The sequence below is a fragment of the Nitrospira calida genome (assembly GCF_976986435.1).
In genome coordinates this window covers 243,140-262,592 of record NZ_OZ335950.1, presented here as the reverse complement: position 1 = coordinate 262,592, position 19,453 = coordinate 243,140, and the positions used below count along the sequence as shown (strand labels likewise).

The 19,453-nt window shown below is 60.7% G+C and carries 14 protein-coding genes and 2 pseudogenes; 12 read left to right on the top strand and 4 right to left on the bottom strand.

Features of this window, described 5'->3' with window-relative positions:
- Window positions 1-96: 96 nt before the first annotated feature.
- Window positions 97-741 (bottom strand): response regulator transcription factor, encoded by a 645-nt coding sequence (locus ACWHTU_RS01370; RefSeq protein WP_447861130.1) that lies wholly within the window; start codon window positions 739-741, stop codon window positions 97-99.
- The gene (locus ACWHTU_RS01365) at window positions 732-2,798 is read right to left on the bottom strand and encodes an AAA family ATPase (protein ID WP_447861129.1); all 2,067 of its coding nucleotides are present in this window, start codon (window positions 2,796-2,798) and stop codon (window positions 732-734) included. Before ACWHTU_RS01365 ends, ACWHTU_RS01370 begins: the two co-directional genes overlap by 10 nt.
- A gap of 205 nt (window positions 2,799-3,003) precedes the next feature.
- On the opposite strand from ACWHTU_RS01365, the gene ACWHTU_RS01360 reads away from it, so the two are divergent.
- From ACWHTU_RS01360 to ACWHTU_RS01305, 12 genes and pseudogenes are all read left to right on the top strand, one after another.
- A complete protein-coding gene (locus ACWHTU_RS01360) occupies window positions 3,004-4,053 on the top strand; it encodes a helix-turn-helix transcriptional regulator (protein ID WP_447861128.1) in 1,050 nt (349 codons plus the stop codon).
- Between the two features lie 163 nt (window positions 4,054-4,216).
- A pseudogene (locus ACWHTU_RS01355) lies at window positions 4,217-6,279 on the top strand (type I restriction-modification system subunit M).
- A gap of 73 nt (window positions 6,280-6,352) precedes the next feature.
- Window positions 6,353-6,589, top strand: a complete 237-nt coding sequence (locus tag ACWHTU_RS01350; protein WP_447861127.1) for a FitA-like ribbon-helix-helix domain-containing protein — start codon at window positions 6,353-6,355, stop codon at window positions 6,587-6,589.
- Window positions 6,586-7,008, top strand: a complete 423-nt coding sequence (locus ACWHTU_RS01345; protein ID WP_447861126.1) for a type II toxin-antitoxin system VapC family toxin — start codon at window positions 6,586-6,588, stop codon at window positions 7,006-7,008. The genes ACWHTU_RS01350 and ACWHTU_RS01345 overlap by 4 nt, the downstream gene beginning before the upstream one ends.
- A complete protein-coding gene (locus ACWHTU_RS01340; RefSeq protein WP_447861125.1) occupies window positions 7,005-8,306 on the top strand; it encodes a restriction endonuclease subunit S in 1,302 nt (433 codons plus the stop codon). Before ACWHTU_RS01345 ends, ACWHTU_RS01340 begins: the two co-directional genes overlap by 4 nt.
- Window positions 8,303-9,445, top strand: coding sequence for an ImmA/IrrE family metallo-endopeptidase (locus ACWHTU_RS01335; protein WP_447861124.1), 1,143 nt, complete (start codon window positions 8,303-8,305; stop codon window positions 9,443-9,445). The genes ACWHTU_RS01340 and ACWHTU_RS01335 overlap by 4 nt, the downstream gene beginning before the upstream one ends.
- Window positions 9,445-9,948 (top strand): DUF4411 family protein, encoded by a 504-nt coding sequence (locus tag ACWHTU_RS01330; RefSeq protein WP_447861123.1) that lies wholly within the window; start codon window positions 9,445-9,447, stop codon window positions 9,946-9,948. The genes ACWHTU_RS01335 and ACWHTU_RS01330 overlap by 1 nt, the downstream gene beginning before the upstream one ends.
- A 32-nt stretch (window positions 9,949-9,980) precedes the next feature.
- A pseudogene (locus ACWHTU_RS01325) lies at window positions 9,981-10,067 on the top strand (restriction endonuclease subunit S); the annotation flags it as partial.
- A gap of 269 nt (window positions 10,068-10,336) precedes the next feature.
- Window positions 10,337-10,981 (top strand): type IV toxin-antitoxin system AbiEi family antitoxin domain-containing protein, encoded by a 645-nt coding sequence (locus ACWHTU_RS01320; protein WP_447861122.1) that lies wholly within the window; start codon window positions 10,337-10,339, stop codon window positions 10,979-10,981.
- Window positions 10,978-11,751, top strand: coding sequence for a nucleotidyl transferase AbiEii/AbiGii toxin family protein (locus ACWHTU_RS01315; RefSeq protein WP_447861121.1), 774 nt, complete (start codon window positions 10,978-10,980; stop codon window positions 11,749-11,751). The genes ACWHTU_RS01320 and ACWHTU_RS01315 overlap by 4 nt, the downstream gene beginning before the upstream one ends.
- Before the next feature lie 166 nt (window positions 11,752-11,917).
- Window positions 11,918-14,920 carry a type I restriction endonuclease subunit R gene (locus ACWHTU_RS01310; protein WP_447861120.1) on the top strand — a complete coding sequence of 1,001 codons (3,003 nt, stop codon included), beginning with the start codon at window positions 11,918-11,920 and terminating at the stop codon, window positions 14,918-14,920.
- A gap of 649 nt (window positions 14,921-15,569) precedes the next feature.
- Entirely contained in the window at window positions 15,570-16,037 is a 468-nt protein-coding gene (locus tag ACWHTU_RS01305; protein WP_447861119.1) for a PilZ domain-containing protein, read from the top strand.
- Between the two features lie 37 nt (window positions 16,038-16,074).
- On the opposite strand, the gene ACWHTU_RS01300 is transcribed toward ACWHTU_RS01305, so the two are convergent.
- Both ACWHTU_RS01300 and ACWHTU_RS01295 read right to left on the bottom strand, forming a co-directional pair.
- Window positions 16,075-18,747, bottom strand: coding sequence for an ABC transporter permease (locus ACWHTU_RS01300; protein ID WP_447861118.1), 2,673 nt, complete (start codon window positions 18,745-18,747; stop codon window positions 16,075-16,077).
- Complete coding sequence (locus ACWHTU_RS01295; RefSeq protein ID WP_447861117.1) at window positions 18,744-19,448, bottom strand: ABC transporter ATP-binding protein; 705 nt, start codon at window positions 19,446-19,448, stop codon at window positions 18,744-18,746. The genes ACWHTU_RS01300 and ACWHTU_RS01295 overlap by 4 nt, the downstream gene beginning before the upstream one ends.
- Window positions 19,449-19,453 lie beyond the last annotated feature (5 nt).

Here is a 19,453-nt window from a genome sequence, read left to right as displayed (position 1 = left end):
CGATCTGAATACCCGTCCGCGCGAAGCCGAGTACACCAGGCGGGGTACGAGCACGGACGGGCTGGTCGGTAGCAAGCCCCGCATTGTCATGCTCCGTTACCGGCCAAGCACCTTTGCCACAATGCCCGCCCTAGTCGTGGCTCCGGTTTTGCGCATGATGTGTTTGACGTGTTCCTTGACCGTTTGTTCGGTGATGGTGAGGGTGTTGGCGATCTCTTTGTTGGTGAACCCCTTCACCAGCTCGCGCAGAACGGCCATCTCGCGGTCCGTCAACTGGTAGCGCTCCTGGGCTTGCTCGATCTTCTGCTGTTCTTGTCGCCCCAGCGGCTCGATTGTCACCACGATCCGCGCACGCGAAAGGCCACCGGAATCCGGCAAGCCGAATCCTCTCAGCAGAATGGCGCCGTCGGCCGACGCGGCGATCCGCGTGACGTGAAACTGCTCCCAGTCCTTGGCCTCGGTTTTCTCCTTCAGGGCGTCGATAACTGCACGGCACAGCTCGGTGAGCGCCGTGGGCAAGACGCCATGGGCGGCGGACGACGGTCCTTTCGTCTGCCCGGCCGCATGGATCTGCCGGGTCAGGTCGTGTGCGACCTGGTTCATGTACAGCAACTGCATGGTGACCGACAGCACGACAATGCCCGGCCCGGTTCGAAGATCCGCAAGATTGGCCGCCGAGTCATCGGCATTGCCAGTGATATCCATCGCTCCCTCGTCTTTCATCAGTCTGGCTACTGGCATGGGAAAAACCCTGTCACGCGCGTCGTGTTCCCATCTTTCACCCGGCACTCCGCTTCGAGCGCAGCGAGCAATTCCTCGGCACTGTAACGCCTGCCCAGGAGTCGCGCTTGCCGCAGCACCGTCACAAAGTCTCCTGGCGTTAACGTGGTCAATCGAGCCAACCGCTCCTGCACGGACGCGGACACCATCACTGCGTCGCCCGGCTGCCGATCCGAAACGAGCGCGATCACGAACAGGGTCAGTGTCTGTTCGGCCGTCAGATAGTCGAACCGGATCTTCAAATCGAACCGCCGCAGGACGGCCGGGTCGAGGTCTTCCATCATGTTGGTGGCGCAGAAGCAGATCCCTTCAAACGCTTCCATCTGCTTCAAGAGTTCATTCACTTGGGTCACTTCCCAGGAGCGATGCGCACCGCGCCGATCACGGAGAAAACTGTCGGCCTCATCGAGCAGGATCACGGCGCCTTCGTCGACGGCCTCCCGGAACAGTCGGGCCAGATTCTGTTCGGTCCCGCCGAGCCAGCAACTCAGCAAGTCCGACGCGCGGCGCTCGATGAGGGGACGGTCAAGCTGGTCGGCCACGTAATGCGCGAACGCGGTTTTCCCGCTGCCGGGCGGACCGTCGAGACACAGTCGCCCCATCGGGCGTTTTTTGAGTCCCTCCACCACAGCCTGCAGATCATGGCCGGCATTGAGGTGCTCGAGATCGTAGCTGAGGAGCGGCTCCGGGCCGATGCGATCGAGCGGCGCGCAACCCAGCACGTCCAGACTCTGTCGGATCGCCCGCTCGACGAGTGTTTCCACCATAGTCGGATCATCGCTGCCGGCCAAGCTCGCGACCTTGGACGCCTGGGCGATCAAGGCCGGGGTCAGGTTCGGATGGCCGGCCATCCGGTCGATCCATTCCGGTCGAACCGGCAAATGGTGGAGGTTGCCCGCCAACACCGCGCGGCGCACGGACCGCGGCGGTGTTCGCACCTCCAACGCGTACGCGAACCGCCGCCGAAACGCCGGATCGATCTGCTCGATTTCGTTGCAGACCCAGAAGGCCGGGCGCGGATTGGTCTCCAAAGCCGCATTGGTCCAAGCCTTCCGGAGCCCGGATCGCCGTTTCCACCCCACAAGCGGAAGCTCGTGGTCGCAAAAGACATCTTCCACCTCATCGAAGAGGATGAGGCTCCGGTCGTTGCGCGCCAGCAGTTTCTGCGTGAAGAGATACGACCGGAAGCGGAACTGCTCGAGCTCCCTGTCTTCGCACTCGTACCCGACCTGAAAGAGCGTGGCGCGCAGGGACGCGGCCAGCGCCTTGACGAGTTCCGTTTTGCCCGTGCCGCTCTCGCCGTACACCAGGATATTGATGCCCGTAGTCGGGTGCTCGAGGACCTGGCCCAGCAGGCGGTGCAGCACCTCGATATGGTCGCGAAGGTGAGGAAATTCCTCCAGCCGATGGCGCGGGTCCGGTGCCACCTCGCAATAGCGACGAAACGGCGCCGCCCCGCCCTCCGGATCTTCCAGCAGGCCGGTGCCCAACCCCTCCAACAGATCCAGCATCTCCGCGACATCGGGTTCCGTCCGATCCACACGCAAGAGACCGGACGAGCAGAGTGCGCTGTCCCCGCGCAGCATTCGGCCGATCTCTTTGCGCTCCTTTCCGAGCACGATCGCCAGCACCTCGTCCAACGACCACAGGTTCTGCTTCCGCGTCGCTTCCAGAAGGTCGCTGAGCACCGGACAGGCTTGCACCAAGACCGCGAAGGCGAGCAGCTCCTGCTCGGCTTGAGAGAGGCCGACCATTTCGGCAAGCTGATGGAGCTGTCGCGCGAGAGGCGTCCGCCCGGACACCGAACGCCGTTCCACCCTTTCGAGTCGATACTGAATCGCTCGTCTGGCTTCAACGCTGGCCGGACTCTTCAGATAGGCTTGCGGCAAACCGGTGAGCTTCTGGAGGGCGGATTCCTGCTCGCACTCGATCTCCGTGCGACGACCTGCGGCAAGCAGACGGAGAATCCATCGGGCAACCAGGTCACGGTACTCCGCCGGGACCGGCGCAGTAGACATGCTCCTCGATCGATGGAGTCGCTTCAGGAGACGACGCGACGACAGAAAAGCTTCGGATTTCCAGTGGCGCATGTGCAGACCTCCTCGTGATGATCCTCCTGCATAAAAACGTGTTCGTGCTTGTCAAACTAGCCGATTCGCGCGACAACATACGTCGTCAAGCGGCCATTTTCCCCGCTGGGATGGGTTACACCTTGAGGATGCGATGAGGCGTGCCGCTGAGACTGTGTTTCGTCAGTGGGTCATGCTCCGCTTGATTCCGCGGTCACCCCGGTCGGTCGGAACACGGGACATCAGGAATCGTCTGGCGGAGGAGGGCTTTGCCGTTGACTTACGGACGATCCAACGCGACCTGGGTAAACTTTCGGAGATTTTTCCGCTCACCAGCGAGGCCGACGGCAAGGCCTTGCGATGGTCTTGGATGTCCGAGGCAGCTTCCTTGGACATCCCCGGTATGGACCCCCCGACGGCGTTAGCCTTCCAGTTGGCGGCGGTGTATGTGACACCCCTCCTGCCGCCCACGACATTGCGCCATCTGAACCCGTACTTCCAACGGGCCCGCGACGTGCTCGCGAGCACGCGCGGGGGGAACATCAGCTTATGGCCGGACAAGGTCTGCGCCATTGTGCGCGGGCCGGTCCTGCAGGCTCCGGCAATCGTCCCATCGGTTCAGGAGGCTGTCTATCAAGCCCTGCTGATCGACCGGCAACTCATCGTTGCCTATCGCCGCAAGGCCGCCGACCGACCGAAAACCTACCCGGTCCATCCGCTCGGTCTCGTCTTCCGGGATGGAGTGGTCTATCTGGTCTGCACCGTGAAACGGTATGCCGACATCCGGCACCTGGCCCTGCACCGAATGACCTCGGCCATGTTGCGCAACGAGCCGGCCCGCCGCCCGGAAGGATTTTCGCTGAGCCGTTACGTGAAAGATGAGCAGTTCTTTTCCTATCCCGTGCAGGGCCGATCCATCCGAGCGGAGGTCCTCTTCGAGCGGGAGGCGGCTGTGCACTTGGCCGAACGGCCCCTCTCACGAGACCAACAGCTCATTCCTCAGAAAGATGGACGAGTCCTGCTGCGCGCGACCGTGCGCGACACATTGGAACTCCGATGGTGGGTGCAGGGATTCGGCGATCAGGTCGAGGTCCTTGCGCCGGCGTCCTGGCGAGCGGAGTTCGCTGCCATGGCCCATCGCCTTGCGAACCGGTACGGCGCTAGACCGCAGAACGACAAAACGGCGAGGCGACGGTCTGCCTGAGCTGAACGGACCGGCACCCCTGACATCTTCTCTGCTGTTCCGGTAACCCTTACCATACGGCGGTTTCACCCTCAGATGTTGGGTTGATTTCGCGCAGAGAATCGCGTATCCCTCTGCAAAACACGTTGCCTGGTTGCACTTCTCATCTGCCGAGATTCACACCATGAACAACTTCGGCGAGAAGGTCAGTTTCATCTGGGGCGTGGCGGACCTCATCCGCGACACGTTCAAGCGCGGCAAGTATCAGGACGTGATCCTGCCCTTCACGGTCCTGCGGCGCATAGACTGCGTGCTGGCGCCCACCAAGGAGAAAGTCCTCCAAGTCAACGCCAAGCTCAAGGGTAAGCTCGAAAACGTCGTTCCGCAGCTCTGCAAAGCGTCCGGTTACGCCTTCTACAACACGTCGAAGTACGACTTCGAAAGCCTGTTGCACGATCACGTGCACCTCGGCGCCAACCTTCGCCACTACATCAACAACTTCTCTCCGAACATGAAGGAAGTGCTGGAGAAGTTCGACTTCGACAACACGATCAAGAAGCTCGATGAGGCCGGCCTGCTCTTTCAGGTCATGGAGCGGTTCAAGACGATTGACTTGCATCCCAACACGGTCTCGAACCATGAGATGGGCTCCATCTTCGAGGAGCTCATTCGGAAGTTCAACGAAGCGCTGGACGATCCACCCGTTGCTATTACAGAGCAACGGGTACCCGGGCGAGCACTTCACGCCGCGAGAGGTCATCCGACTCATGGTGAACCTGCTGCTGGCTCAGGATAAAGAGGCCCTTGCCAAGAACCATATCGTCCGCACCATTGCCGATCCCTGCTGCGGGTCGGGCGGCATGCTGACCATCGCGAAAGAGCGGATTCTGGAGATCAACCCCCATGCCGACGTGTACCTCTTCGGCCAGGAAGTGAACCCGGAAACCTGGGCTGTCTCAAAGTCAGACGTGCTCATGACCAGCCCGGACGGGCGGGATGCCGAAAGCATCGCGTTCGGCAGCGTGTTGTCCGACGACAAGCACGCTAGCAAGCGGTTCGATTATCTCTTGGCCAATCCGCCCTACGGCAAGGACTGGAAGCGGGACGAGGAAGCCGTCGAGGCGGAACACGAGCGCGGCCATGCCGGCCGCTTCGGAGCCGGGCTCCCCCGCATCAGCGATGGGCAATTGCTCTTTCTTCAGCACATGCTCGGGCGAAAGAAAGACCCGAAAGACGGCGGCAGCCGGGTGGCCATCATCATGAACGGCTCGCCGCTGTTCACCGGCGACGCGGGAAGCGGCGAGAGCGAAATCCGCCGCTGGATTCTGGAGAACGACTGGCTCGAAGCGATCATCGCCATGCCGGAGCAGCTCTTCTACAACACGGGCATCGCCACCTACGTGTGGGTGCTCACGAACAGGCAAGAGAAGAAGCGCAGGGGGAAAGTGCAGCTCATCAATGCCTCAAGCTTTTGGGTCCCCATGCGCAGAAGCTTGGGCGACAAGCGGCGGGAAATTTCGGTCGAGCAGATTCAGCAGATCACCGACCTGTTCACGGCGTTCAAAGAAGGCGAGCACTGCAAAATCTTCGACACGACCGACTTCGGCTACCGCAAGATTACCGTCGAGCGCCCGTTGCGGCTCAATTTCCAGGCCGGCCCAGAACGCATGGCCAGATTGAAAGAGGAAACGGCCTTCAAGAATTTGGCGGTCAGTAAGAAGAAGCAGGCGAAGGAGAAGGCCAAGGAGGAAGAGGAAGGTCGAAAAAAAACAAGAAGCCATCGAGGCCATGCTGAAGCTCCTTCCGTCCACCCTCTTCAAAGACCGAGCGCGGTTCACCCAAGAACTCGACAAAGCCCAGGAGAAAGCGGACCTCAAGCTCACCAAGTCGTTGCGCGAGGCGATTGTGAACGCCCTGTCCGAGCGCGACGAGACGGCCGAGATCTGCCGCGATGAGGCGGGCAATCCCGAGCCCGATCCGGAACTGCGCGACACCGAAAACGTGCCCCTCAAGGAAGACATCCAGGTCTACTTTGACCGGGAAGTAAAGCCGCACGTGCCGGACGCCTGGATCAACCGGGCCATCGTGGACCCCAAGGATGGAAGAGTCGGCAAGGTCGGCTACGAGATCAATTTCAACCGGTATTTCTACCAGTACCAGCCGCCCCGGCCGTTGGAGGCCATCGAGGCGGAGCTCAAGGCACTGGAGCAGGACATCGTGAAGATGTTGCGCGAGGTCACTGAATAGCGGTTGCAGACCAGAAGTCAGGATGCTAGCATTTTGCAAGCGCGACCCGTTAAAGCGGGCAGGAGGCGGATAGATGGCACAGGTTCTTGTTCGGAATCTGGACGACAAAGTCGTGGCTCGGCTCAAAAAGAGAGCCGAGAGACGAGGGCGTTCGCTTCAAGCGGAAGTCAAGACCATCCTTGAGGAAGCCGCCAAAGAAGAACCTGGGGACTTCTGGGAAGCGGCCGATCGGATACGGGAACGACTGAAACGATCCGGCAGGAAGTTCAGCGATAGCGCCGCCTTGATCCGTGAGGACCGTGACCGGTGACGGCCTACGTGATCGACGCGAGCGTCATCCTCAAATGGTTCGTTCCGGAGGAGCACAGCGAACCGGCCTTGCGGCTTCAGCACACCGACGCCCGTCTGCACGTCCCTGCCTTTCTTACGCTGGAGATCGGCAACGTCTTGGCGAAAAAGCGTCGCCGTGGCGAACTGACGGCGCCGGACGCCGAGGACATCTGGCGCGCATTCCGACGGGCGCCGGTCCGCCGGCACGCCGATGAGCCGTTGGTTTTTGCCGCCTTCGACCTCGCTCACCTGACGAAACAGAGTGTGTACGACAGCTTGTACCTGGCCCTGGCCATGAAGCTGGACCTGCCGTTTCTAACGGCCGATCGAAAGTTCTACCAGGCGCTCCAGCACGGCGAGTACCGCAGCCGGCTTCGCTGGATCGAGGATCTGCCATGAAATGGAAGCCCTATCCCGCCTACAAGGACTCCGGTATCGAGTGGCTGGGGAAGATTCCGACGAACTGGGAGACGAAACGGCTGAAGCGGTTATTTCGAGTTGTCAACGGCTCCACTCCAAAGAGCGGCGAGTCTGACTATTGGGACGGTGATATTCCGTGGGTGACTCCCGACGATCTTGGGGAGTTGGTTGTGCCTGAGCTATCGCGTCCGACACGTTACATCACAAGAAAAGGGTACGAGAGTTGCGGGACGACCCTGGTGCCGGAAGGAAGTCTTGTGCTTTCGACAAGAGCGCCCATTGGGCATCTCGCTATTGCCGGCGTACCCCTTTGCACGAACCAAGGCTGCCGGTCCTTGGTGTTCAGCAGACGACAGAGTGAGAGGTACTATTACTATCAGGTTCTCGCGGCCCGGCGCGAGCTAGAGTCCCTAGGAGACGGGAGCACGTTCAAGGAATTGGCCAAGGAGAGTCTGGAATCCGTGCTTCTCTTGGAGCCACCGCCTGATGAGCAACGCGCCATCGCAGCCTTCCTCGACCGGGAGACGGCGAAGATTGATGCGCTGGTGGCGAAGAAGGAGCGGCTGATCGAGTTGCTGCAAGAGAAGCGCGCCGCCCTCATCACCCACGCCGTCACCAAAGGCCTCGACCCAACCGTGCCGATGAAAGATTCCGGCGTCGAATGGCTGGGCCGGATCCCGGCGCATTGGGAGATCAAGAGGAACAAGGTTCTCTTTCGCGAAATTGATCATAGATCCCTCGAAGGGGAAGAAGAGCTTCTCACCGTTTCCCATATAACAGGAGTAACAAAGCGATCCGAAAAAGAAGTTTACATGATCGAAGCCGAGTCTCACGAAGGATACAAGCTCTGCGAGCGAGATGATCTTGCCATCAATACAATGTGGGCTTGGATGGGAGCGCTGGGCATTGCAGGCGAGCCAGGAATGGTGAGCCCCTCGTATAACATCTATCGGCTCAAAGACCGGGCATTACTGCCACGATACTATGACTACCTGTGCCGAATTCCAGCCCATGTGTCCGAACTCACGCGCTTTTCGAAGGGAGTTTGGAAATCTCGCCTCCGCCTTTACCCCGAAGAATTCTTCGAGATTATTACGCCAGTTCCAAAACCCAAAGAGCAACAGGCCATTGCAGAAATGTTGGACCGCGAGACCGCCAAGCTCGACGCCCTCATCGCCAAGGTCCGTGAGGGCATCGAGAAGCTGAAGGAGTACCGCACCGCCCTCATCTCCGTGGCCGTGACGGGGAAGATTGATGTGCGAGAGGAAGCCGCGTGAATCGCGTCGTCGTGAAGCCTGAGTTGCTGCGTTGGGCGCGCGAGCGCGCCGGGCGCCGCGCCGAAAATCTCAGCGGGAAGTTTCCGAAGCTCCCTGCCTGGGAAGCGGGCGAGGTGCGACCGACACTGAAACAACTCGAGCAGTTCGCGAGAACGGTTCACGTCCCGGTCGGCTACCTTTTCCTGCGCGAGCCGCCCGTTGAGCGCGTGCCCATCCCGGACTTCCGCACTATTGCTGACACGCTCACTGGCCGCCCAAGCCCTGACCTGCTGGACACTATTTACCTGTGCCAACGCCGACAGGCGTGGTACCGCGACTGGGCACGTTCGATGGGCGAGGAGCCGCGCGCCTTCGTCGGTTCGGCTCGGCTTACTATGCCGATCGAGGAGACGGCCGCGACGATGCGGCGCGCGCTGGGGTTCGACCTTGATGCCCGTCGCGAGTGCTCCACGTGGACGGAGGCGTTGCGCCAGTTCATCGCTCAGGCCGACGACCTCGGCGTGTTGGTAATGGTGAGCGGGGTCGTCGGCAGCAATAACCACCGGAGGCTTGACCCCGAGGAGTTTCGCGGCTTCGCGCTCGCGGATGATCTTGCGCCGCTGGTCTTCATCAACGGCGCCGACACCAAGGCTGCGCAGATGTTCACCCTCGCGCATGAGCTGGCGCACGTGTGGCTCGGCGAATCGGCACTCACGGACGTGACGCCGGGTTCCACGCCCACGCAGCGGATCGAGTCCTGGTGCAACCGCGTGGCCGCGGAGCTACTGGTGCCCCTGGCTGTGCTGCGCGAGGAACTGCCTCGAGGTGATGTACTCATCGAGGTTCCGCGCCTCGCCAGGCATTTCAAGGTCAGCACGCTGGTCATCTTGCGACGCCTGCTCGATGCGCGACGGCTCACACGCGAAGCCTTCGAGACAGCCTATGATGAGGAGCTTGCCCGTCTCCGCGAGATGCCCAAGACAAGCGGGGGCGACTTTTATCTGACTCAGGCGGCTCGCCTGAGCCGTCGCTTCGCCCGCGCGCTCGTGGCGAGCACATTGGAAGGGCAGACGCTGTACCGCGATGCGTTCCGCATGCTCGGCATCGCCAGAGAAACGACATTTCGCGAGCTGGGCGCGAGCCTTGGGTATCCCATCTGATGGTTTATCTCCTCGACGCCAACGTCTTTATCGAGGCGAAGCGCCGCCATTACGGGATGGACTTTTGCCCCGCTTTCTGGGACTGGCTCGTCGAGCAGAATGCCGCGGAGCGCGTGTTCAGCATCGAGAAGGTTGGCGATGAACTAGCCGCGGGGAGCGATGAGCTGGCGGACTGGGCTGCCGCCCGTGGTGACACGTTCTTCCTGCGCCCTGATGAGGCGATGCTCGAGAGCCTCGCACGCGTAAGCGAGTGGGTCAATAATCAGCAGTATCGCCCGGCAGCCGTCACTTCGTTCCTTCAGGATTCGGACTATTACCTTGTCGCGCACGCGCATGCCCATGGTCACATTGTCGTGACCCATGAGGTGCCGAGCGACGGCGTGCGACAGGTCAAGATTCCAAACGTGTGTATCGGCATGAACACGAAGTGCATGACACCATTCGAAATGCTGCGGCGGGAGCGCGCACGATTTGTACTCGGCGGAGAACGGCGCTCCCGATGAGCGAGCGGCATCGGGTCAAGGTCCGCGAGGGGATCGAGAAACTCAAGGAATACCGCACTGCCCTCATCTCCGCCGCCGTCACCGGCAAAATCGACGTTCGGGAAGTCGTCCAATCATGATGATCGCCATCAGACAGAGTGACCGCACTCCACTTTCGTTAACCTGCCCGGGACGCTGATGATCGGCGTCGGCATCACTACCATCATCATGATCATCATGCTGATGCTGCAACTCATACCAACGGGATAAAAATGTCTGCACTTATCGAAAAGTGACGGTGTTTTTATCCATCCCGCGCATCCCTCTCTGAATATCCCCAGCCCTCTGTTTGGCCCTCCCCAAGCCCGGGAAAAATCCTTGACCTCCCCCCTCGGGACGCTGTTACAAAATGTCGGTACTTAACAACAAATGCCGACGATTTATAACAGTGGCGAAGAAATCAAAAACCCAACAGGTCCTCGACATCGCGCGGCAACTGAAAGTGATTCGGACGCGCGACCTCACCCGCCGCGGGATTCCGCCGATCTATCTGCGGCGGCTCTATCAGCGCGGCCTGCTTCAGCAATTCTCGCGCGGTCTGTACGTGCTCCCCGAAGGCGACCAGACCGAGCATTACCATCTCGCGCAGGCCTGCAAACGCGTGCCGCAGGGGGTGGTCTGCCTGCTGTCCGCCCTGCGTTTTCACGGTCTGACGACCCAGGCTCCTTTTGAAACCTGGCTGGCCATTGATCAAAAAAGCCGCGCTCCCAAGAAAGGATATCCTCCCATTCGAATCGTGCGCATGTCGGGGATCACACTGAAAGCAGGCGTGGAGCAGCACACCATCGAAAACGTGCCTGTCCGGGTGTTCGGCCAGGCCAAAACCGTCGCCGACTGTTTCAAATTCCGCAACAAGATCGGTCTGGATGTGGCCCTGGAGGCGCTGCGGGACTACCGACGCAAGCACCGGGGTGGCATGGATGAGCTCTGGCGCTATGCCAAGGTCTGCCGGGTGACCGCCGTGATGCGTCCGTATCTGGAGGCTACGGCGTGACTCGGAACTCGCTCAAGGACGTTGCGGCCTCGGTGCGCCAGCGGCTGTTGAACCTCTCGCGCGAACGCGGTGAGGATTTTCAACTGACACTCATTTATTATGCGTTGGAGCGCCTGCTGTACCGGTTGAGCCGTTCGGCTGCGCGCGAGCGATTCGTCCTGAAGGGCGCGATGCTGTTTTCCGTGTGGAGCGGCGCGCCGCACCGGGCGACGCGCGATCTCGACCTTCTCGGGAAAGGTCCCAATGACGTCGGCGTGCTCGTGAAAGATTTCCAGGAAATCTGTTGGACGCCCGTCGAGGACGATGGGCTCAAGTTCCTTGCCGAATCCGTTACCGGGGAGGAGATTCGCGACGGGAAGGAATATGAAGGCGTCCGTCTCTCCTTCGAGGCGCGGCTGGGAGTGGCCCGCATTCCGATCCAAGTGGATATCGGGTTTGGCGATGTGGTCCTGCCGAAGCCTGTCTCTTTGGAGTATCCCACGCTCCTCGATTTTCCAGCGCCCCGTCTGTTGGCGTACCCGCGCGAGACCGTGATCGCGGAGAGGTTCCAGTCCATGGTCGAGCTGGGCATCGCGAACAGCCGCACGAAGGATTTCTTCGATCTCTGGTCCCTGCCAGGCAGTTCAAGTTTGATGGATCTGATCTCTCTTACGCCATCCGTGGCACCTTTGCGCGCTGACGGACACCGCTGCCGACCGTTTCTCCCCTGTGCCCGACGGAAGATTTTTGGAGCAATAAGGACAAGCAGGCGCAATGGAAGGGCTTCCTGAAGCGGGCTGGCCAGGACTTGCAGGGCGTCTCATTGAAAGACGTGATCGGTTTCTTGCAGGACTTTCTCATGCCGCCGACCGTTGCTGCTGCGAAGGGAGCCCCGTTCGAACAGCATTGGCCGGCCGGCGGGCCGTGGGGGCCGAACAAGAAGGGAAGGCCCGCCTGATGGTGGACATCTCCGAAAAGAACTTCGAAGCCACCATCGAGCGCGTGCTGCTCAAAGGCACCGCGCCTTCTTCGACAGGCGGGGAGGGGTATGCCGGTCTTCCCGGCGCGTGGTACGAGAACGCGCCGGGCGGCTATCGCCGGATTGAGCCCGAGGAGTATGACCGCGCGCTGTGCCTGATTCCGGAAAGCGTCCTTCATTTCATCTACGCGAGCCAGCCGAAGGAATGGGACAAATTCACGAAGCAGCATGGCGCCGAAGCCAAGGACCGACTGCTGAAACGGCTTGCGTCCGAGGTCAAGACGCGCGGGACGTTGGAGGTGCTACGGAAGGGCATCAAGTCGGACGGCTGCTCGTTCCGCCTGGCCTATTTCCGTCCGTCGAGTGGGCTCAATGAAGAGGTCGAGAAGTTGTACAAGGCCAATCTCTTTGCCGTCGCCCGCCAGATCAAATACAGCGAAAAGAACGACAAGAGCCTCGATCTCGTTCTGTTCCTGAACGGCCTGCCGATCTTCACCGCCGAGTTGAAGAATCCGCTCACCGGACAGAACCTCCAAGATGCGATCCGGCAGTATCAGCACACCCGCGATCCGAAGGAGCCCCTCTTCGCCTTCGGGCGCTGCCTGGCGCACTTCGCGGTTGATCCGGATCTGGTGTATGTGACCACTCACCTGCAGGGCGTCAGGACGCGATTCCTACCGTTCAATCAGGGCCGGTACGGCGGCGCGGGGAATCCGCCCGTGGCGAGCGGGTTTGCCACGTCTTACCTCTGGGAGCGGATCTGGGCTCGGGATAGCGTCCTGAACCTGATCCAGCATTTTGTTCAGGTTGTCGAGGAGGAGGACGACAAGGGTCGCAAGACGGGCGAGCGGTCGCTGATTTTCCCGCGCTACCATCAGCTTGAGACAGTTCGCAATTTAATGCGGGAGGCGAAACAATCGGGTCCCGGCCATCGGTATCTGATCCAGCACAGCGCCGGCAGCGGCAATAGTAACTCGATCGCTTGGCTGGCGCACCAGCTCAGCATTCTTCATGACGCATCGGATCGCCGGGTCTTCGACTCCATTATCGTCATCACGGATCGGCGCGTCCTCGACCGCCAGCTTCAACGGACCGTTCGGCAGTTTGAGCAAACGGCCGGTGTGGTGGAGAATATTGACACGACCGCGCGGCAGCTCAAGCAGGCGCTGGAAGACGGCAAGACGATCATCGTCACGACCCTCCAGAAGTTTCCGGTCATCGCCCATCAAATGGGCGCGCTTCCCGGCAAGCGTTTCGCGGTGATTATCGACGAGGCCCATTCTTCGCAGACCGGGGAGAGCACCAAGAGCCTGAAACTCGTTCTCGCCGCTGGGAGCCTGGAAGTCGCCGAGGAAGAAGACCAAGAGGAAGGGGAGGACCTTGAGGATCGGATCATCGGAGAGGTCAAGAAGCGTGGACAACTGCCTCATGTCAGCTACTTTGCCTTTACGGCGACGCCGAAACCGAAGACGCTCGAGCTGTTCGGCTCGAAGCAGCCTGATGGGCGGTTCGCGCCCTTCAGCCTCTACACCATGCGGCAGGCGATCGAGGAGGGGTTTATCCTGGATGTGCTCGAAAACTACACGACTTATAAGGCCTACTGGAACCTACTCAAGACCGTTGCCGAGGATCCCCGTTACGACCGACACAAGGCCAACTATCTTCTGAAGTCATTCGTGGATCTCCACCCCCACGCGATCGAAAAGAAGGTCGCCATCATGGTGGAGCACTTTGTCGGCCAGGTGGCCCACCGGATCGACGGCAAGGCCAAAGCGATGATCGTGACGCGCTCGCGCCTGCACGCCGTGCGCTACAAGCAAGCCGTGGATCGTTATCTCAAAGAAAAGGGCTACGGGTTCAAGGCGCTTGTGGCGTTTTCAGGGACAGTCCGTGACGGCGGCGCTGATTACACCGAAGCGAGCATGAACGGCTTTCCGGAGGCCCAGACGGCTGAAACGTTCAAGCACGACGAATACCGAATCATGATCGTGGCCTACAAATTCCAGACCGGCTTCGATCAGCCGTTGCTGCACACGATGTACGTGGATAAGAAACTCGGCGGCGTCAATGCCGTGCAGACGCTCGCGCGGCTGAATCGGGTGGCCCCTGGGAAAGAGGAGACATTTGTGCTGGACTTCGTCAACGAGGCGGATGACATCCAAAAGGCTTTTGAGCCCTATTACGATCGGACGCTCTTGAAGGAAGGCACCGACCCGAACATTCTCTACGATCTACAGACCCGTCTGGCCGATTTTCATTTCTACACCACGGACGAGGTCAACCGGTTCGCGATGGTTTACTTCGATCCGAAGGGCACGCAGGATCGTTTGCACGCAGCATTGCAGCCGGCTGTCGATCGGTATCTGGCTGCCAGCGACGAGGAGCGGGTGCCGTTTCGAGGGCAGCTCAACGACTTTGTCAGTCTGTATGCCTTCCTCTCCCAGATCATCACGTTCGCGGACGCCGAACTGGAAAAGCTGTATGTCTTCGGCCGCTTGCTCCTCCGCAAGCTACCGGTGACTCGAGAACGACTCCCGGTCGAGATTCAGCAACAGATCGATGTGGAATCGTATCGGGTTCAACAGACCGGCAGCGGCGGCATCAGGCTCAAGCGGGGAACGGCCGAGCTTGAACCGATCAAGGCCAAAGATGTCGAGATGCCGCTGGCCGACGAGCTCGAGGCCCTCTCGCAGATCATTCGTGAACTGAACGAGCGATTTGGAACCAATTTCACCGAGAAAGACAGGGTCTTCATCGAGCAGCTTGAGGCCAAGCTTTCCGGAAACGAAGCCTTGGCCAAGGCTGTCGAAGTGAACACGCCGGATAATGCAAGGTTGACATTCGACCACATCGTGAACGACAAGCTTCAGGAAATGATCGACACGAATTTCAAGTTCTACAAACAGATCACCGACGATCCGGATTTTGCGAAAACCTTTCTGGACTGGCTCTTCGCTCGGTATCTGAAGAAAGCTCGGTAGTCCGGTAGGCTCCCGCAGAGAACCCTGTTCGACGGCCTCCACCCTTTCGGGGACGAACCGAATGTCCCGGCTTACACTGGCCAGCACCGTCGCTGCGGGTCTCGCAGTCCTGTCGCTATCCGCCTGCGGAGGTGGGGACTGTGGTGCACTTAGAACGAAACACCGGCTGTTCCATTACGGGAGGGTATGTCTACCAAGGGCAAGCCATTCCAAACCTTCAAGGCACCTATTTCTATGCCGACTTTTGGCCGGCTTTATGCGCAGCTTTCGATTTGTGAACGGACAGGTCACTGGGCATGCCGATTGGATAGCGCTTCGACCAACTGGCAACATCGCGAGCTTCGGGAAAGACACGGCAAGTGAGCTGTATGTCATGACCATTCAGGGCGGACTCTTCCGCATTGTTCCCAACTGAGACTGGATAACGATATGCCCTGACCCGGAGACATCCGGAAGCCGTGCCGTCGAGTTTCCTGCCCCGTCAAAGCGTCAGTATCCATCCTTGAGTGGGGCTTGCGTGGGACTGTCGAGTTCCTGTAACGTCGGGGTCTGTCGTTGTCATACCTTGCTCCATTCAGGCTGCACCCTGTCAAGAAGCCACCCTGTATGCTGGCCAAGCGGTCCCCGGTGCGGGACTTCGAAAATCCGGTTGGCCCCTCGGCGGACTCTCCTGGATCGACGGCTCGGAACCGTCACCATCTACCCCTATCCGCTGCCAACTCTGTACGTATTGCTTCCGATCATTTCTCGGCCGGCCCAGCCCAAACCCCGGCGGAGCTACGAGCGAGTGGCTGTCCAGTATCCGGTCGGGTTCCAATCGAGTTTCATGCGCTCATCGAAAAGCCTGAGGTACCCAGGCACGATCACCAACCTGTCCATTAGGGGTTGTTGCATTCGGAGCGCCACCCCGATTCCCAAAGGGGTGAGCCTGCGGCTCGAGTTCCAGCCGTCGCCGTATAACCTGCCGATCACCATTGATGGCGCGGTCATGCGCTTGCGGGCGGGAAACGCGATTGGACTCCGCTTTGTGACGGTCTATCGGGACGAAGAGCGCCGCCTGAGGCAGTTGCTCGAACCCCAGCTTTCTGGCTCCCGCCTCGACGAGCGCCAGCGCTGATCTGTCACTGCGGGCGCCCATCCACCGATCTTCCGTATTACTCCTGTCTCAGCACGGCCAGTGGGCGCCGGCCGAGGATGCGGAAGGTTGCGAGGAAACCGACCGTCACGTTGAGGGCGACGGTCAAGAGGAAGCCGACCGTCAGGACACCAGGCTGGAAAGACCACGGTAGGTCTAGGATGAAATACAGCACGGCCCACGAAAGCGCGCTGGCCAAGGCGATGCCGATCACGCCCGCGATCGCACCGAGAAGCGCATACTCCGTCGCGAACGACCGGGCAATGAGACCGCGTGTCGCTCCCAGGGCTTTGAGGATGACTGACTCATACAGGCGCCGATACCGGGTCGCTGCCAGCGCCGCTGCCATCACCAGCGCGCCGGCCAGGATGCAAAACGCCGCCACGGCCCGGATGGCCAGGGAAAGACGATCCAGGAGACGGGCGAAACTGTCCAGCACGTCGCCGATATTGATAGCTGTGACATTGGGAAAGGCGGCCACCACGGCCTGCTGCAACGGGATTTCGTCTTGTGGCGGCACGCGGGCCGTGGCGACGTAGGTAACCGGCACTCCCTCGAGCGAGCCAGGTGACAGGATCATGTAGAAATTGGTCGAGAAGTTTCCCCAATCGACTTTCCGAATGCTGCTCACCTCCGCCGAGACCGTTGCCCCCTGAATCTCAAACTCCACGACCGAGCCCACATCCAGCCCGAGGTTCCGCGCCGCTTCTTCCTCCACCGACACCAGCGTTTTGCTGGACACTTGGCCCGGTTTCCACCACTTGCCTTTGACGACCTCGTTGTCTTTAGGTAATTGATCCAGAAACGTGAGCACGTATTCGCGGGTGAAGTACCAACTCTTGCGCTTGTCCCGGGGCTTGTCCCGCTCCTCCTCGCCGCCTTCCTCGATCTTTACCGGTCGTCCGTTGATCGCAGCCAAGCGGGAGCGCACCAGCGGCGTGAGCTGCGGGTTGAGGTCACCGGTTCGTTCATGCAGCAATCGGACGAATCCGTCAGCCTGGTCAGGCTGAATGTCGATGAAAAAGAACGTCGGGGCGTCCTCCGGCCGATTCTCTCCGAGTTGTCGGATCAGCGAACGCTCCAACAGCCCGACCGCCATGATGACCATCACGCCGATGCCGACCGAAACCACGATACCGGTCGCATGGGAACCGGGCCGATAGAGATTGCCGATGCCGTAGCGCACTGCGAGAGATCGAGGCGTCGGCACCCAACGGATCGCATGGACCAGCGCCGCAGCCGCCAGCGACAACAGGACAATCGCCAAAACCAACGCGCCCAAAAATACCAGTCCGACCTTCCACGAGCCGGCCTGCCACATGGAGAGCCCGGCCAGCCCGGCTGCGATGGAGATCGCGGTGATCGCTCGCACTGGATCGTCCGCACCGACTCTCCATCGCCAGTGTTTCCACTGGTGCGCCGCACCAGCGAGTGGAGCGCCTTCGGACCCTGCGACCTCGCGCCGGAGAATCAGCGCGGGCCGGATCTCGCGGATGCCGAGCAGCGGCCAAACGCTGAACAATACCGTCGTCAGGAGCCCCAGACTCATCCCGTTGAAGAGCGGCAGCCAGGAGGACCTCGAAAGCTCGGACGAAAACGCGATCTGCTCCAGCACGTTGGTGGCGAACAGTCCGGCGATGAAATCTGGAAGCAGATCTTGGAGCGCAACACCCAGTCCCGCGCCAGTCACGCTCCCCAATACGCCCAGAAACGCGGCCTGCCCGAGGTAGGTCTTCACCACGGTGGCGGAGTCGGCGCCTAACGTTTTCAGAATCGCAATCGTTTGCAGTTTTTCCCGGAGAAACGCTTGCACGGACGTGGCGACGCTGATCCCACCCACGAACAGAGCGGTCAACCCGACCAAGCCCAGATACCGGGCGAGTTGTTCCAAGAATTGCTTGAGCTGCGGCTGCGCCTCGCGGTAGCTGGACACCCTAACCATTTCTCCCGCCAGCCGTCCCCGCAACTCGTCGAGCAGAGGCGGGATTGGCATCTCGGGCGGCACCTTCAGCAAATAGCGTTCGCGGACGCGGCTTCCCGGTTTGACCAGTTCCGCCGCCGCCAACCCTTCGCGCGAGATCATCACACGGGGGCCAAGACTGAAGGCGTTGACTATCCGATCCGGTTCCTTCCGAATCACTCCGGCGACGAGGAACGTCGCCTGTCCGATCTTCAGATGGTCTCCAACCGAGAGGCCCATTCGGATCAGCAACGATTCCTGCACGAGGGCCCCATAACAAAACGGCGCCGCGCAGCCGGTCCTGATCGACATGAGCAGGCTCGACAGCGGTCGATCCGGGTCCGCCTTCACTGTTCCGTAGAGCGGATAGCCAGGTTCCACGGCCTTCAACTCGACGAGTTGCGTCGTTGGGCCGGATCGGGCCTGGCCGTCGTTCACCGCCGCCGCCATTGCGACCAATTCGCTCACATGGGTCATGAGGATGCCGCGCGACGCAAGCGAGCGAAGGACCCGCTCCCCGGCTTCGCTCATGGGCCTCGACGTCCGCACTTCCAGATCGCCGCCGAGCAGCCCTCGGGCCTCGCGCGTAACGGCCCGCTCGACGTTCGCGGCGAACAGCCCCACACTGACTAGGGCGCTCACACCGAGCGCGATGCAGACGAAGAAATAGAAAAAATGCCGCCAGGCGGCCCGCGTCTCGCGCCAGGCCATCTTCACCGCGAAGGAGGTCACGACTCCCTCTCCACTGTTCCTCCCGACGGGGCGATGAGACGATCGGACTCGATTCGGCCATCGCGCAGGCCGACAATGCGCTCCATGTAGGACGCGAGCATCGGATCGTGGGTGACAAAGACAAGAGTGGCACCGTGGTCTCGGTGCAACCCTAACAACAGATCGATAACCTGCTGGCCCGCCGCCGAGTCGAGGTTGCCGGTGGGTTCATCGGCGAGCAGGATGGGCGGTCGGCAGGCGAAGGCTCTCGCCACCGCTACCCGCTGCTGCTCGCCGCCGGACAGTTGCGCCGGATAATGAGACTGACGCTCTTCCAGCCCGACGGCCGCCAGCAATTCCGCGGCCCGCTTCTTCGCCTGGGCGTCTCCGTTCAACTCGAGGGGCACCGCAACGTTTTCCAGCGCCGTTAAGGTTGGGATTAGATGAAAGGACTGAAAGATGTACCCGATCTTTTCGCGCCGGAAGCGAGCCATCGCGCGCTCCGACATCGAGGTGATCTCCCGACCATCGAGGCGGATCGAGCCAGCCGTCGGCCGGTCCAACCCGGCGATCAGTCCCAGCAAGGTGGACTTCCCGCTGCCAGACGGCCCGATAATTGCGACCCGTTGCTTGTCTGGAATGTCAAGGGTGATGTCGTCGAGGATGGTTACTGAGCGGCCTCCGGCGGAGAGCCGCATGGTGAGGCGACTGATCGAGATCATTCCTG

What these genes read in the sequence shown, in the direction of transcription:
- ACWHTU_RS01370 (WP_447861130.1), bottom strand. Translation starts at nt 741, where the DNA reads ATGCCAGTAGCCAGACTGATGAAAGACGAGGGAGCGATGGATATCACT.
- ACWHTU_RS01320 (WP_447861122.1), top strand. Translation starts at nt 10,337, where the DNA reads ATGTCGGTACTTAACAACAAATGCCGACGATTTATAACAGTGGCGAAG.
- ACWHTU_RS01360 (WP_447861128.1), top strand. Translation starts at nt 3,004, where the DNA reads ATGAGGCGTGCCGCTGAGACTGTGTTTCGTCAGTGGGTCATGCTCCGC.
- ACWHTU_RS01340 (WP_447861125.1), top strand. Translation starts at nt 7,005, where the DNA reads ATGAAATGGAAGCCCTATCCCGCCTACAAGGACTCCGGTATCGAGTGG.
- ACWHTU_RS01350 (WP_447861127.1), top strand. Translation starts at nt 6,353, where the DNA reads ATGGCACAGGTTCTTGTTCGGAATCTGGACGACAAAGTCGTGGCTCGG.
- ACWHTU_RS01295 (WP_447861117.1), bottom strand. Translation starts at nt 19,448, where the DNA reads ATGATCTCGATCAGTCGCCTCACCATGCGGCTCTCCGCCGGAGGCCGC.
- ACWHTU_RS01310 (WP_447861120.1), top strand. Translation starts at nt 11,918, where the DNA reads ATGGTGGACATCTCCGAAAAGAACTTCGAAGCCACCATCGAGCGCGTG.
- ACWHTU_RS01330 (WP_447861123.1), top strand. Translation starts at nt 9,445, where the DNA reads ATGGTTTATCTCCTCGACGCCAACGTCTTTATCGAGGCGAAGCGCCGC.
- ACWHTU_RS01365 (WP_447861129.1), bottom strand. Translation starts at nt 2,798, where the DNA reads ATGTCTACTGCGCCGGTCCCGGCGGAGTACCGTGACCTGGTTGCCCGA.